Source organism: Coraliomargarita algicola, from assembly GCF_033878955.1.
Lineage (GTDB): Bacteria > Verrucomicrobiota > Verrucomicrobiia > Opitutales > Coraliomargaritaceae > Thalassobacterium > Thalassobacterium algicola.
Genome location: NZ_CP138858.1, coordinates 789,743 through 804,698, shown reverse-complemented (window position 1 = coordinate 804,698; position 14,956 = coordinate 789,743). Strand labels below are relative to the sequence as shown.

At 50.9% G+C, this 14,956-nt stretch carries 7 protein-coding genes; 2 read left to right on the top strand and 5 right to left on the bottom strand.

Annotated features, from left to right (window positions below; genetic code table 11):
- Positions 1-4 precede the first annotated feature (4 nt).
- Genes SH580_RS03140 through SH580_RS03130 form a run of 3 tightly spaced genes read right to left on the bottom strand, consistent with a single transcriptional unit; the run spans position 5 to position 8,506 of the window.
- Positions 5-1,540, bottom strand: coding sequence for a hypothetical protein (locus tag SH580_RS03140; protein ID WP_319833555.1), 1,536 nt, complete (start codon positions 1,538-1,540; stop codon positions 5-7).
- 1 nt (position 1,541) lies between these two features.
- Positions 1,542-5,117: a beta-galactosidase gene (locus SH580_RS03135; protein WP_319833554.1), complete on the bottom strand. Its 3,576-nt coding sequence runs from the start codon at positions 5,115-5,117 to the stop codon at positions 1,542-1,544.
- 14 nt (positions 5,118-5,131) lie between these two features.
- Complete coding sequence (locus SH580_RS03130) at positions 5,132-8,506, bottom strand: beta-galactosidase (protein WP_319833553.1); 3,375 nt, start codon at positions 8,504-8,506, stop codon at positions 5,132-5,134.
- A gap of 142 nt (positions 8,507-8,648) precedes the next feature.
- On the opposite strand from SH580_RS03130, the gene SH580_RS03125 reads away from it, so the two are divergent.
- Positions 8,649-10,199 (top strand): autotransporter outer membrane beta-barrel domain-containing protein, encoded by a 1,551-nt coding sequence (locus SH580_RS03125; RefSeq protein WP_319833552.1) that lies wholly within the window; start codon positions 8,649-8,651, stop codon positions 10,197-10,199.
- 308 nt (positions 10,200-10,507) lie between these two features.
- On the opposite strand, the gene SH580_RS03120 is transcribed toward SH580_RS03125, so the two are convergent.
- Together SH580_RS03120 and SH580_RS03115 are read right to left on the bottom strand one after the other, a co-directional pair.
- Positions 10,508-12,490: an alpha-galactosidase gene (locus SH580_RS03120; protein WP_319833551.1), complete on the bottom strand. Its 1,983-nt coding sequence runs from the start codon at positions 12,488-12,490 to the stop codon at positions 10,508-10,510.
- A gap of 149 nt (positions 12,491-12,639) precedes the next feature.
- Positions 12,640-13,776 (bottom strand): GntR family transcriptional regulator, encoded by a 1,137-nt coding sequence (locus tag SH580_RS03115; RefSeq protein ID WP_319833550.1) that lies wholly within the window; start codon positions 13,774-13,776, stop codon positions 12,640-12,642.
- 112 nt (positions 13,777-13,888) lie between these two features.
- Between SH580_RS03115 and SH580_RS03110 the strand changes: the two genes are divergently transcribed.
- A complete protein-coding gene (locus tag SH580_RS03110; RefSeq protein ID WP_319833549.1) occupies positions 13,889-14,941 on the top strand; it encodes a hypothetical protein in 1,053 nt (350 codons plus the stop codon).
- Positions 14,942-14,956: the final 15 nt, after the last annotated feature.

Genomic DNA, 14,956 nt, shown 5'->3' with positions numbered 1-14,956 from the left:
TCGTTCACTGATCGACTTCGCCATGAAGTCCTGGGCCGCCGGCGGCGGTAAAACCTCCGCTTTTACCTAATTCGGAATAGGTTAGCCAGAACGCGTAGAGGTCGCCTCGATCCATTTTGAACTGGAGGCGGATGGGTTGAGATTCCAGCTCTTTGAGTGATTGGTTCTTCCAACGAATCTGGGTGCAGCAGCTGTTGCCTTGAAAGCCGAGGCAATCTTCGTGGCTGAGGCCGGGCATCGGATTGCCCTGCGAATCGATGACTTGGACGGTCATATTTGAGCCGGCAGTGCTGGCATTTACGAATAAATGACTGCCATTGAGCTTAAATGCTCGGGTCTGTAGAATGCCTTTGGGGGCACCGGGGCGCATGGAAGCGAATCCATCTCTACGCAGCTTGGCTAGGCCGATTGCACTGTTGGCATAGACTCCGCTGATGCGCCAATCTTTGGTGACTCGATTGGGATCGCCTGCGTAGGCGCTGTAGTAGAGCCATAGTTCGTCGCCGACGATGCAACACATGCCTGCGCTGGACTCGACGTAACCGTATTCCCATGAGCCGTATTCACGATGGGCGGGGATGAGTGGGCTGCGGTTTGTGCGGTCCCAGTGTTGGCCGTCGCGGCTGGTGCTGAGGTAGAGCTCGGTTAATTTGGGCATGCCACTTTGTTCGCAGACGTGATTGTCCGGCCCATGCAAGATTTGATGAAAGCCGATCAGGAGGCTTTCGTAGGCGATCGCATCGAAATTATACAGTTGCGCAGGATTGTATTTACCTTGGTCGAGCGAATCGGTGCGTAGCCAAGGAACGGTTTCATCGGGGGCCCATTGGGCGCTTTCAATGAAATTTTCACCATCATGATAGTAGCGTGTGCGATGGGCGGTCGGATGATTCAAGCGGATGCTCTGAATCCATTTCTTTTGGAGTGGATCGTAGTAGGCCGTGCTGCGGTCGTGCATGGAGCCCGATTGGCCCAGACGATCCCAGTGGATACCGTCTTGAGAGCCGTAGAGTAGTGCCTTCGAATTATCTACATCGGGCATGTCCGGCTGGCGGAGCAACATCTTATAGCGTGGCTCATCTCCTTTTGCGTTTTGGTCGATGAGGACGCTTCCTGAATCCGGATGGATGTCGGGTGGCAAGATTAAGTTGGAGCCTGGAACGACATCATACTCTGGGCGCTCCCAATGAAGGCCGTCCTTGCTGGTGGCAAGGCACATGGAGCCTAGATAGCCGGCCATATACCACATCTTGAATAAGTGGTCGGCATCATCGAACCAGATGCCACCACACTTAGCCACCACTCCAGGCGGGAAGGGAGCCTTGGTTTCCCATTCGCTTTCAGCGGACATGACTGGATTGCCCGTGTGTTTGACCGGCTGATGCCATGCACGCGTCATCGTGGTATGCTGTGGGTCGATCAAGTAATCATCCACGAAGAGCTGGCGCCCCGGTTGCAGGGAGAGCACCGCTGGGATGTCGGCCAAATAGGGGACGGGGAGCGGCGTTCGATTGGAGAAGTCTGGTGCGTGCATTGGCATGTTATTTCGTGTAGTCGGGGTATCTCTTTAACCAATTGGATGATCCCATTTTTTCAGCTGGAATAAAGCGAAGAATCTTTAAAGGAGACTCTTTGGGCTCGAAGTCGAGTTCAATGCCACTTTGGCGAAGTGTGGCTCCATCGAAGTAGCCGAGACGATCACCGGAGTTGAGTTCATCGACGAACCATTTGCCGTCGGGAAGGTTGGGCAAGTTTTGTTGATAGGTGCCAGGCTCCGGTTGATACAGCAGGGCGTAGTTGCGATCCATCTCCAAGTGCTCGCCTTCGAGCATATAGGGAATTGGGTTGTCAGCCTGTGGGTTGGTCACTCCCAGCCATGAGCTTAGTTTTCCGAGTAGGTTATCGTTACGTTTGGGTGTTGTATCTGGAGTTCCCCAGAAGACTAGCACATTACCTTTGCCTACCTGATGCTTTGAAAGCGCGACGCCGCCATCGGGGAAGTGGGCGAGGATTTCGCCTGCTTTTATGTCGTTATGCGCGAAGTATCCGAAATAGTCACTTTCCGGAATCCAACGATAGGGCCATTGGGTGAAGTGTGCGGCGATCTCGTCGCTTTCGAGTTCGCGGCGCATATCGTCTTGCGTGTAGAAGGCAATGTTCTCACGCCCCAGGGCTTCTTGAAAGGCAGGTAGAACGTCAGCGCGAATGGATTCGCCTCGGATGGTGTAATCACCGGCAGGGAGGGGAATGCCGAGGCTTCGAAGCAGTGGGTAGTCTTTGCCTTCGCCGCTGGCGCTATAGCGCCCGGTGGTGGCACCGGTGATGAGTGTGGCTCCATTGCGAACAGCTGCGGTTAAGGTGTCGACGGATTGGTCGCTCAGCACTTGGTCCAGAGGGTTGCTTAGGATGACCTTATAGTTGTCGACTTTGTCTTCGCGAAAGGACTCTGAGGGGACGGAGTCTTGCGTCAGTAGTTCGAACCAGCGGGTCATGTCGGCTTCGCGCCCATGGAAGGTGGTGCGATGCTTCGTCATGATGGTGAAGGGATCGTAAAATGTGGCGACTTGCTTGATCGGTTCGACAATTTTCAAACCGTGCAGTTCCGCGAGGATGTGCTTGTAGTGGAGCATGCGATCGTAGGCATATTCCCCTCCGAAATGTGCGGCTAAATCATAGCTGGGATTCGGATGGTAGTAAACGTGAAGGTTGGCTCCACCGCCGCCAGCCTGGGCCGACATGACGAAGACGGACCAATCGAGAATCCAGCCCATATCTCCGGGATCACCATAGGCTGCCCAGCGGTGCGGATGGTGGGGCTCTGTGACCCATCCCGTGCCCTTGCCTTGATCCCAAGCCTTGATAAATTTACCTTCATTTTTAAGGTAATTGTTGCCGCCGTTATGCCCATAATCGATTGGTTTGCTGCCGTCTTTGGCGATTAAACTGGAGGGAGCACCGTAAGAGATGATGATGCGATTCTGGTCGAATTCGCGGATGCCGAGGCCGAGTTCAATGCACCATTGTTCTTGGAGATCTTGTTTGAATTCAGAGAAGTCTTTCCATGCGGCACGCAGGTCTGGTGTGCTGCCTAATTCCCACATTGGTTTGGGTTGTTGCACCGCTTCCCAGCTGTCATAGTCCGTGTCCCAGCGTTGATTTAAATCTTCGAGCGAGAGAGCCAGTGTCTTGCGCAGATAATCTTTAAAGGCTCGTTCCGCGCGCCAAGAGTAGTCGGCGACTTTTCCATACCAGATTTCTTCCGGTAGCACCCATTCGCCATTGGGTTTCATTAGGTAGTAGCCTTCAAATCCAGAATGGTCTTGGTAGCGGTCATAGAGGGCTCGGAAGGAGTCGATCCAGTTTTGCTTGTAGCTGCCATCAGCCATCGAGAAGGCATGGTAGACGTAGTGTCCTTCAATGACACTGCCATCGAAATCACGCACTCGTGTATAAGGAAGCCAGAGGTAGGGGGTCTTACTCTCTGCATGTGCTAGACGTATGGTGACGCCATAACCGTAGTCGGCGGCGGTATTTAAGATTTGGTCGGGTAGATTGAAATCATAGACACCCGGTAGAATCTGAAACTCGGCCAGGTCGATCATGAATGTAATGTGTCGAGTCAATGTGCCGGCCTCTTCCAGTGTGTGGCGAAAGCGTTCCAATATATCCGCGGTTCCTTTTTTGGAATGACCATCATGGAAAGTGATTCGGTTGTAGGGACGCTGTTTGATTTTATCTCGATGTGGGATGACACCAGCACGAATGAGTTTATCGTCCTTGGGCAGTTGGATGCCGAGAACATGGCTGCCACTGTCTACAATATTGCCTGCGGCATTGAGGAGGGCGTATTCGAGACGGAAGGCGTTGTGTCCTGCCGGTCGGGGAAGGTCGACCCAAATGTCTTGATAGTCATTGGACTCTGCCTTTAAGGAAACGTCACCTTTTTCGATGATTTCCTTGTAAGCATAGGTGTTCAGAGTCCACTGCAATTGGGTGGCTGTGTTTGTATCAGAGAAAATACGGAAGTGAGCCTGAAAGGCTTCATCGGATGTATAAACACCAGAGCCGTTCTTGTCTGGATTGATTCGAGTGTAGCCAATGACGGGTGCTTGAGTCGGATCTGCGGGAGTTATCGGGGGATTGGCATCGACTGGTTGATTGACTTCCCAACGAAATGCGCCCGAGTGGACTAAGTTATGGCTCTTGGATTGGCGTATTTGATAACGAATCCAGCTGTTGGACCATTTGCCAGCTTCTGGCATGCGGATGACTTGTTTTCGACTCGCTTCATCTTCGGCATCAAAATTCACATGGATGCTTTGTTCGCTGACTGGGAGTGCTTGGAACGCCGGGCTGACTTCCCATGCCAACTCGAAGTCTCCAGATTGGTCGAGTAGGGTGTCTAGATATGTCCAAGGGGCGGACTCGGTGACCTGTTCGGTTTCTAACTGAATGCGCCCCAGATATATGGTGCCATTTTTGGTGCCAGGCTGGTTGGCACTGCTGTTGTTCTGGAGCTGGATCTCGAAGCCAACCAGCTGGAGTTCACCATCGGGCCATCGATTTTTATCGCCACCTGACGCTGTGTAGACCGCGCTGACAGCGCCTCCGGCTTCACCTGCTAAGAATGGGCGCGTGGTCCATTGGGCCCAGTCATCTTTCTCGCCACGCTCAAGTAGTCCTACACGATAGGGTTCGTATGAGAAACGTTCACCATGTGCGTCTTCTAATACGGGGTGGATGAAGACGGTGCCGCGACGGTCCTGAGTGCTACCGTCTTGTCCGCGAGCTTCAAAAACGACGCGCCCCTTGCGTTCGACCGCCGGGACTGGATTTTTCAGATTCAGGTAGAATGACTTTTTGTAACGAGTTTTTTCATAGACAACCGAAGGCTCTTCGATCGCGACGGAGTAGTCGATTTGCAGCACTCCATCTTTTTCCTCCATGCTAATTGTATCCTGCTGGTCGGCCTGAATCGTCCAGGCGGCAGTCGAGTTGCTGTTGGGGACTATGATTGCTGATGCTGGGGCAGTTGGAGCTGCGGTTAAGCTGTGGGCCAGACAGGAGAGGACGCCAAGGCTTAGTCTGAGTGAGGTGTGGGATTTGAGGGAATACATAGAGATATTGAAAATTAAGGTTGAGGGGTCATGCGATAGATGGCGACAGCATGGCGAACGAGTTCACATGGAATCCCATGGTGTTCTAGCTCACTGGCGGAAAAAATGCCGAGGTCGCGATCTGAAATGAGTTCGGAAATTTGGTAATTGCCAGTTGGTACTGTCCATTTGGTTTGGGCGTCTAGAGCGGGGCCTTCTTGGCCCCAGGGCATGTGGCTACCACTATGGTAAGCCAGTCCGTAATAGGAAGGCCCCGTATTGTGCTTGAGCAAATTAGTAAAGATGCGTGGGTGGCTGGCTGAGCTAGGGCGGGGAACTCCAATTGAGTCTGCAATTTGTCCAATAAAATTAACGCCATTTTTTGTATCGGCTGGAGGCACTAAGCCATTGGACCAGAGGACAATGACACGACCTTGTCCAAACGTTTTCTGGGAGAGTGCTGGACTGCCGTCTTGATAGCGGGCGATATCCGCGTCTGTTGCATGCGTGAGCCAACGTTGTCCGCTGAGTTCAAAAGACTGTCCCGCTGTTTTGAAAATGTCATTTTCTAGCGTTGTGACGCGTTCTTTGCGGCCGTATCGTCCATTCTTTTTTGGAGCCTCCCATCCGAAGCGTTGCAGTAGGATCCATTCCTCGTCGGGGAGGTCGGCACTGCGACGTCCGGCATCAGCTGTCATGACTAATGTGCCACCGTTCTCTACATATTGAACGAGTGTATCAATGACTGGCGCTTCATATGAGTCGCCGAAGTCTGACAGTGCAAAGATGAGTTTCCCCTGAGTTGCGGTCGAGAGCTCGACCAGAGGTGCAATGAGGTGTGATTCCAGCATGCTTCGTGTTACCGATGATGTTGCGAAGCTGATAAAGGTCGTGCTTTGAGCTTTTTCCAAGCGTGCTTTAATATTGTTGAGAACGTAGGCTTCGATGGGCGGTTTGCCGACTTGTCGTAATTCTTTCAGAATCGGTATAAACTGTTTAAAGCGACCCATTGAGAATTTTGGTCCTTGTAGTTCCTCAAAGGGTACATTGGTGCGGGTAAACATTTTCATGTGTGCGTTTTGACCACCGCCTAAGAGCATATTAAAAACAGTGGCATCCAATTGGTAGGGGCCATAAGCAGTCCAATGCCCGACGCTATGTTCTTCGGCTCGTTCCTGCATGTCATATACGGCGAGGGCCGCCTTAGTGAGTCCGCTCAGTTCCGGCGTGTGGGCGCCGCCGTTGGCGCGAATGACGCGATGCTTTTTGAGTTCTTGATATTGTTTGGGTGTGAGTCCATCGCCGTAAACTTCAAGCAGGTGTTTGGGGTCCGCTTGGCGAATGGCTCGGACTTGATTCATGAGTAAGTCGGAAATACTATCATAGCGAAAAGTCAGCCAGTCGAGATGCTGGCGGGGCGAGGCTTCTTTCGTGGGCACGCCGATGGCTTTCCATGAATCATAGTGAGTGTTCCAGCGCTGGTTGATCGTGTCGAGATCTGACCAGTTTGCTTGGAGGTAGCGGTGGTAGTCTTGTAAAGTTTCCGGAGCGTAGCCTTCGATCCAGTTGGTGTAAGGATGATCGCCGGGGTGTTCGGTGAGCACTAAATACCCCCCCATCGCAGGATGATTCGCGTAGCGTTTCGCCATTGCAGAGACCACTCGCATTACGTTGGCTCTTAACACATCGGCATTCCAAAGGTTTGAACGCATCCCTTTATATAAGTAGCGCCGGTGCCCAAAGACGGCACCTTCTTCATTTTGTTTGAAGGCCGGTGGTATCCAGTCGGGCTCGTTACTGACGAATGAGGGGGCTAACACGATCTTAATTCTGCGCTTGGCTGCCGCATCCATCAGGGTGTCGATCCAGGTCCAGTTGATAATGCCGGGAAGGGGTTCCAAGTGACGCCAGCGGATTGGCACTTCCAGTAAGTCGGTCACTTCAGGGACACGGTTTAAATAAGGTTCGATCGCTTCCCACCGGTCCGTGGCTTTTTCGCGCATGTTGTCGGGGAGTTGCGCATAGAGCATAATCAGAGACTCGCCATCGCTGGGGTCTGTGGACTGCGACAGTGCATCTGTTTGTGGAACTTTGACCAAGTGCTGGTTGCCCGCTTTGAGGCCAAACAATTGAGTTTTCGAATCGACCACGCGTCCGTCTTGTAAGAGATCCGCTTTGAGGGTCCAGGCCCCTTCCGTTTTTTCGGCGAGGTCGGCTAGAACCGTGGTCGCATCGCTAGTATTTAGTGGGCCTGAGAATACAGTGATCGGGCCAGTGCCAGCAAAGGCTTGAATGGTGACGCGATAGCTATCCGCTTGGCTCATGGAGTCATTTGCCGGGTGGAATACGACAGGAAGCTGTAAGGCTTCGTTGGCTTCATAAGTGAAATTGCTGCGCTCCGGAGCAAGGCGGATCGGGCGATTCATTGCGACTTCGAAGCTAGGATTGCTGTCATACTGGCTATGAATCACATCCAGACGAAAGTCTTTCTCAATGATTTCATCTGGAAATTTCTTTGCAGATTTAGCCCAGCGCAGCTTGGAGCGGATCCAGTAAGTGCCTTTTTTCTTTACGGGGAATTCGATGCGTTGCTCCAATTGCACCGCGTAGGGGCTGGTGGGGTCGTCCTCGGTGAGGCGGAAAGTCTTGTGGCCGCTGAGGATGGCTTGGCCGTCGTATTGATCACGCATTTCCCACTCGACGTCATAGATCTCGCCAAAGAAATGTCCGAAGTCTGCTAATGTGATGTAGGGGATCGGGTCGACTTCGCCGAAGTGCTCCGTGCCTTCTAATGCGTAGTAGAGCGATGACTCTTTGGCAATGACACCACTGAGTTTAAATTCACCGAATGAAAGTGTGCCTTTGGACTCTTGGCTGCCTGCGACTAATTCCAGGCCTTTCAGCTGTAGCGGGGCGACGGGGAGTTTATGTCCATTGGATGCACGGATGGTGGCAGATTCGCTGTTGCCAATTTGGGGGCGTTTCAAGCCGAATGTGTGTAAGCGGATGGGGACTTTGCGGAAACCTTGTTTGAAGACCGGGTAGCCTGCGCTCATTTCGGGAGTCGGATCAATCAGGCGATAGCGAAACTCTTGCCCCGTCGCGTCTGTAATGAGCGCCCAGACATTGATGCGTCCAACGCCGCCATCATTGCCCATTATGAAGGTCCAATCGGTGGCCCATTCGGGTAAATCTAGAGGTTTAGTTAGCAGAATTCGAAAACTTTCGTCTTTTTCCCCCTCGAAGGTGACGGCCACACGATCGGGCCACTGAGTGATTGTTGCCTGAGCGCTTTGTCCTTCGTGGCTAGTCCAATACTCTACGCTGGTTAGGTTGTTAAGTTCCTTAACTTCAGCATTTAACGTGATGAATGTTGTGAGTGAAATTATGTGGATCAATAGTTTTCGCATGTCTATGGGGATTGGGAGAAAATTGGGGGAGGGATCAGTGATTCTCTCGATGCTAATTTTGGGCGATTTATGGTTGGAAATATAGGTGATCAGCATTTTTTGTCTTGATCAAGGCTATATTACTCTATAGTAATGATTGAATATGAAAAAATACCTACTCTACCCGCTGTTCGTCACTCTAACTCCCCTGACCTTTGTGTGCGCTCAGGATGCAACTTGGGATGGTTCCACGTCTGATGACTGGAGCGAAGGCGCTAATTGGTCGGGCGACACTGTGCCGACTGGCGAAGCTTTGTTTGATTTAACCTCGACTGAGGTCGTGGATCTCGGCAGCCCTACAAGTATAACATCTGTTGAGTTCAGTGGTTCTGGGGCATGGACATTCAATGGTTCCGACCTGACGGTGACGGGGGCTCCAGCAGCAAGTGGCACGCGTCCCTTTAGCGTTTATAATCCTGTAGATGTGACATTTAATAATGCTGTGGTCTTTGATGTTTCTGGTGGGGCGAACAATGAGCATATTAATTTTGATGTAAATTCGTATGGAACTTTTGATTTTGCTGGAGGCATTAAGGGGAATTCCTCTGATCCCACCTTCACGCTTCGGACGGCGAGTAAGCTTGTTGGTGATGCGGGGGTGAATGTAACTATCGGCTCATTAACGGATATATCCTCATTTAACTGGAGAACCGCTAACTCTACGCTGACACTTGCTGGTGCTAGTTCAGTCGATGTGGAGACTCATATTAATACTGGTTTTGCGGGTGATATCACGCTGAGGTTGGCTCATGATGATGCGTTGGGAACCGGGGCGCTATATATTAATCACAGTAACGAGGGTGGTTCCGTCGTGAAACTTGAGGCTGTTGATTCGGATCGTTCCTATAGTAACAATTTCACCACGAACGGCGGTTGGGAGAACTCTAATGTCTCGCTTTTCAATTTAACAGGTGATCACGATCTCACATTTACTGGAACATTGCAGCTTAATCGTAGTGCCAGTTTTGAGGTCGATGCGGGACTGCAGCTTGAGTTTGGTGGTAGCACGACTGGTGGTAACCAAATCATTAAAGAGGGCACTGGTGTATTGGTCTTGTCGGGTGCATCGATTGGACATACGGGGCATACCTATGTGAATGAAGGTACGCTTTTGGTGAACGGATCATTTACTGCGCAATCCTCTCCAGATGTAATTGTCACGGATGCGGCTGTATTGGGCGGCACTGGCAGTATTGGACGTGATGTGGTCTTTACTTCTGGCACAAGCGGAGGCGGTGTGCTGAATCCTGGCTTGATTGGCGAAGTTGGCACTTTGACGATTAATGGTGGCCGCGGATTAACTTTGGCGAGTGATTCGATACTTGCCTTTGATATTGGTGTGGGCGGCGCTGTCGATTTGATCAACGTTGGTGGTGATTTGATTCTGGATGGTATTTTAAATCTTAATGATCTCGGCTTGGATGCGATCGGTGATTACACGATTGTCAGCTATTCTGGTAATTTAACAGACAATGGACTTGTCTTGGGTTCCGGCCCTGACGGATGGGTATACAATATTTTCGTAGATGAGGGGAATAAGGATGTCTTGCTCCAGATCACAGCGATTCCTGAAGCTCGTTTGGCTTCCATCTTTATGGGAATGGCAGCTTTGTGGGTTGTGATTGGTGGCCGCCGTTTGAAGTCTCGTGAGTAAGCGATTCATCTTTAGTTTAAGGCTCTAAATACGGAAGGCTCCAGTTGTGATCAGCGACTGGAGCCTTTTTAGTTTTGTTCTGGATCACGGGGGATATCCATGGCATAGCAACGAACAGCATTAAATACCGATATGAAGCTATATACTCTAAGCTTGGTTTATCATGCAGAAGCTGGTACCGTCGTCCCTTCGAAATACTTAAACATCCTCGTAAATGTCGAACAGGCGGGCGCAGTGCGGCTCTAATATGATTGTTATGAAGTCGTTGATCCATACTGTGGATTCATTGCTCCAAAAGTCTTTGGCGACTACTTGAGCGCTTTGGCCGATTGAGCGGCGGTCGATGGAGACAGCGCGTGGGTGTTCGTGCCAGTTGAAAAAGGCGATCGATTGTCGGATTCCCTTTTGTCCAGTTGGGCTGTCTCTTGGGAAATCGACATAGAGTGATTCCGGATGTGGTCGCCAGTGTAAGTGCGTAGGTCGGGGCAGCGGACGGGGTATCCTCGATCGCAGCGTTTTAGTAGCTTTTTGAGTGCGCTAAGTTGTTCCGTATCCAGTTTTTCGAGACGGCCTCCAGTTTCAATTAAGCCCATGGTAATATAGCTCCATGTGAGCCGAAAGTTTGTCTCGTTAGTCGGGAGTTCCGGGTTAAAGCCGATGCTGTCTGTGTTTAGTAGGCATCCCGTGCGCCGACCACCGAAACTTAGAGTGGGCAGCATCCAGTTGCTATTGTTGATCTGATCTTCCCAGTAGCCATCGTGGATGTCCATTGAGCAACGGAAAGTGTCAACGGATTCGGAGAGGAAAGGATTCCCCATTCCCATCGCGATACAGCTCATAATGATGCCATCATCAGGCAGGTCCTTGCGTACGATTTCAAAGAACTTTCGCCGCAGGTCGATTCCCGAGCACTCGGGGTTTTGCAGCTGGGCTAAGTTGGTTTCGAAATTTTGACTCCAGAAGTCGATTTTGACCGCGTCGACATTCCATTGCCCTTGTATATGTGCGAGTGTGCGGTCGAGGAAGGCGAGTGCATCAGGGTTTGAGTAATCTAGGTATGCGAGATTATTGCCGATTAGAAAGAGTTCTCCGTCAGGCTTACGTAGAAACCATTCTGGGTGCTCGTCGTGTAGACGGCAGGGCAACTGGATCATAGGTGTCCACCAGATACCGGGGCGTAGGCCCATGTTGCGAAGTTCGTCGGTAAAGCCGCGAATGCCTTGTGGCCAGCTCTCGGGGAGCAGGACTGCATCCTCGGGGGTGGGGTAGAAGCGATCGAGGTGTACGCGTGACGATTTCTCTTCATGTTGTAGGTAGCCGTCGTCGATTAGAAAAAACTGGATCTCGGGGAGCTGTTCAGCGATGAAGCGAGCGGTATCTATTAAGCTCGCTTCGCGTTGATCTTCAAAGACTCCGTAGTTCCAGGTGCAATGAAGTGCGGAGTTGTAAACCGGGCTGAGTGGTGCCTGCTTAGGTTTAAGCGTTTCCAGGTAGTTTAAGTAATCTTCGAAGGCTTTGTCGACTTCGACGTTTTTGCTCAATTGTAGATAAAGCGATTCGGGGCTGAAGCTTTCACCGGCGGGGATCGTATAGCCTTGTGACTGTGGGAAGTGCCAGTGAATTTCGAACTTATCGAACACTCCAGTAGTAAAATGATACTTACGTTTGAAGTTGAAAACTGGGACCGCGCGTTCTTGCGAGAGGAAGGCAAAGACTAGGCTTTCCTTGGAAATATCGTTGCTGAGGAAGAGTGCCGGGAAGGGTTGGTCTTCGGTGTCGCCTAGCACGCGTTCCTCAGGTGGCAATTGACGCAGGAAGGGGTAGTCGGCCGCACAAAAGGGGTAGCGTTCGGTGCGTAGATTACCAGTATGCGCGTAGCGCATGCCCCATCCAAGGGCATGCCCGCCGCCTTGGAGGAAGTTTGCATGGTCTCCAAGTTGACCGAAGCGAATGCCTCGTAGTCGCTTCGTTTCATGGCCGTTGTTGAGGATTTGTAGGTCGATTCTGTGTTGCTTCGGGCCCAGTTCAGTTTGTGATAGAGAGAGCTGGATGTTGTGGTCGAGCTTGGCTAGGCCCCGGTTGCCCGCTGCCATGACTTCCCACTCGCAGCGTAGCCATGTATTGTCTTCGAAGCTCAGTTCGATGCCGAAGTTTTGGAATCCGAAGCGATTATTGCCAAAATTGAGAGAAAGACCTTGTTGGCCTAGAACACGATCCGAATATTGTGTTTTTGGGGTAGCTTGAGGGCTTGCTTTCAGTGCATCGTATGGGACTGGAGTTTGTATGGGCATTGTGCAAAAGTTATAAAGAATAATAGAATGGTCCTTTTGAGTCCTATTAATCTAGAGTAAATGTCAAGGTTGCCCCTTCGATGCAAGTTTGAAGAAAATTTTAAATCATTTGCTTGAGCTTTTTAGGTTCTTGTGGCGATTGCGTAGGTCTAAAAGGTGGAGTGCTGGCTCATGTCGGCAGAGTTCCATCCTGGTGCCATTACGGCAGGGTGGCGTCGGATCTCGTCATCGATAAATGTGCGACTGACGTTGGTATCGACACTTGTGAGTTTCTTACCTGCGTAGAGTCGGATGAATAGATCCGCCATGCGGAAGGCATAGAGTTGTGGGTCGGTCTCCATTATGATTGTAGGTAAGTTGCAGGGGGTGGTATTGCCGCGGGTTCGATGGCGTATAATTAGCAGGTCTTCTGGGACACGAATTTCAAATTCTTTGAGGGTGCGCTCAAGGTCTGGCATCATGTGCTCGTCGTTGACGATTAACCCGTTTGGCTTTTCTTTCGATGATGTCCAAATTTTTCGGAATTCGGTAGCACCTGCCAGTGGGGTTTCTGGGTGAATGTCGTATTTGATCCAGTCTTTACGTAGGTTCTCTGGGTAGCACTGTTTGAGTTCTTCTAAGTGCGGTGGCAGCTCGTCGGCCTTAGCTGATTCCACCCATCCCATGTAGGCAATTCGGGTGCGTCCGTAGTCTAACAAGGTTCGCACTGCGCGTTGTGTGTCGGCTTCACCTCCAGTTGATACATTGTGAAGGAATCTTTGATTGGAACCGATGACTGGGATGCCCTGCTTGTGTAGTTTTTGTAGCCAAGCCTCATTGGGGTTAACGGATAGGGCAATGACGCCTGCTAAGCGATTGGCTTCCACGTCTGCAACGAAGTCAAGCGAAGTTAGGTTGCTTTCGGCTTTGGACCCCGGTTCAGTTTCGCCAATGGATACTCGGGACGGAATTTTTTGTTCACGCAGATATTTGCGTAAGTAATAGATCACGCTTCGGTGAAAGAGGCTGTGGCTATGAGGGGAAAAGACATTCATTTCGCAAAGGATTCCAACCCAGTTGCCGCCTAGTGGATTGAGGACGGTCGTCCCGATTGCCCGTTGGCGTTGGATCACGCCGCCCTCTTGAAGGAGTTTGAGCGCCCCTCGGACGGTCATGAAATGTACGCCAAAGCGTTCGGCTAATTGCACTTCAGTCGGAAGCTTATCGCCTGGGCCCATCGTATCGCGGATTTCTTGGATCAGTTGCTCAGCGATCTGACGATATTTAGTATCTTTTGCGCTTTTCATTTCGATCATAGGATTACAATAGAATAAGAGTTGACAATAAAATTAATACTATAGAGTTTTTGCTGTTACTTTAATTTTTATCTCCTGCGTTATGTCGCTTGAGCTGTCTAATATGAAATTGCGACCCCACTTAATGTTGTTTCTAGCTTGGGCTAGTGTGTATTCTCTGGCTAATTCTGCGGATTTCTATGTAGATGTTTCGCTTGGTGATGATGGCGCTATCGGCAGTAAGATGTATCCGTTTGCTACGATCGAGCGCGCGATGCGGGAAGTTGATGGTCCCGGGGGCACGATTCATTTGCAGGCAGGGATGACTTATCGGGAAGAGGTTGTCATTCGCAAAGGGGGGACTGAGGTGACTCCACTTGTTATTGAAGGAAACGGTGCTGTTATCAATTTAGGACGAGACGTCACTTCGGGGCCTTGGGAGGTCGTGGGGGATGCTTATCGTTTGAATTTGGAGATTCCCGAGTTTAGTCGCCACTATGTCACTTCGCCATTGTTTGTGAACGGTCTTCCGGTATGGGCGGAGCATCCGGAAGGGCGGGGGAAGCCTGCTTGGCATGGCGGTTCATTGAAGTATAATGAGCTTGGTCAAATGATTGTGCGTTTTCCTGAGGGGCTCACTCCTGAAAACGCCCGCGTTGTCATCACGGGGCCTGATAGATCACCAGCTGTTCATGCGTCCGGTGGGCAGTATGTCATTATTCGGAATTTGACTACAGCCTTTGCCGGTAATGATGGCTTTAATTTTCATAATAGGTGTACGAATTTTAAATTAGAAGGAGTGCGTGCGCTCTTTAACGGCGATCAGGGGATTAGTTCGCATGGGCAGTGTGAGGTCCATGTGTATCAGTCGGAGGTTGCTTTCAATGGATCGCAATCGGCAGGAGTTGTGGATATCAATGATGCTGTTACGAAATATACAAATGTTCTCTGTCATCATAACCGCGGTTCAGGTTTTTTGCTGCGCGGGAAGGCACACAAGCTCGAGTCGGTCGTCGCTTTTGGTCATATCGCTGCGGATTTGCCTAGATCGTCCGAGTCGATTGATATTGTAGATTCTTTTTCTGGAGAAGTTCGATTGCCCGCTCAGTTTCTTGACGGGGATTGCGCCTCGACTCTGGCGCAACGCTCAGAGCGATTTGAATCGTTGCTGCCATAGTTGGGGCGCTTAGTT

What these genes read in the sequence shown, in the direction of transcription:
- SH580_RS03140 (WP_319833555.1), bottom strand. Translation starts at nt 1,540, where the DNA reads ATGCCAATGCACGCACCAGACTTCTCCAATCGAACGCCGCTCCCCGTC.
- SH580_RS03125 (WP_319833552.1), top strand. Translation starts at nt 8,649, where the DNA reads ATGAAAAAATACCTACTCTACCCGCTGTTCGTCACTCTAACTCCCCTG.
- SH580_RS03130 (WP_319833553.1), bottom strand. Translation starts at nt 8,506, where the DNA reads ATGCGAAAACTATTGATCCACATAATTTCACTCACAACATTCATCACG.
- SH580_RS03115 (WP_319833550.1), bottom strand. Translation starts at nt 13,776, where the DNA reads ATGAAAAGCGCAAAAGATACTAAATATCGTCAGATCGCTGAGCAACTG.
- SH580_RS03120 (WP_319833551.1), bottom strand. Translation starts at nt 12,490, where the DNA reads ATGCCCATACAAACTCCAGTCCCATACGATGCACTGAAAGCAAGCCCT.
- SH580_RS03135 (WP_319833554.1), bottom strand. Translation starts at nt 5,117, where the DNA reads ATGTATTCCCTCAAATCCCACACCTCACTCAGACTAAGCCTTGGCGTC.
- SH580_RS03110 (WP_319833549.1), top strand. Translation starts at nt 13,889, where the DNA reads ATGAAATTGCGACCCCACTTAATGTTGTTTCTAGCTTGGGCTAGTGTG.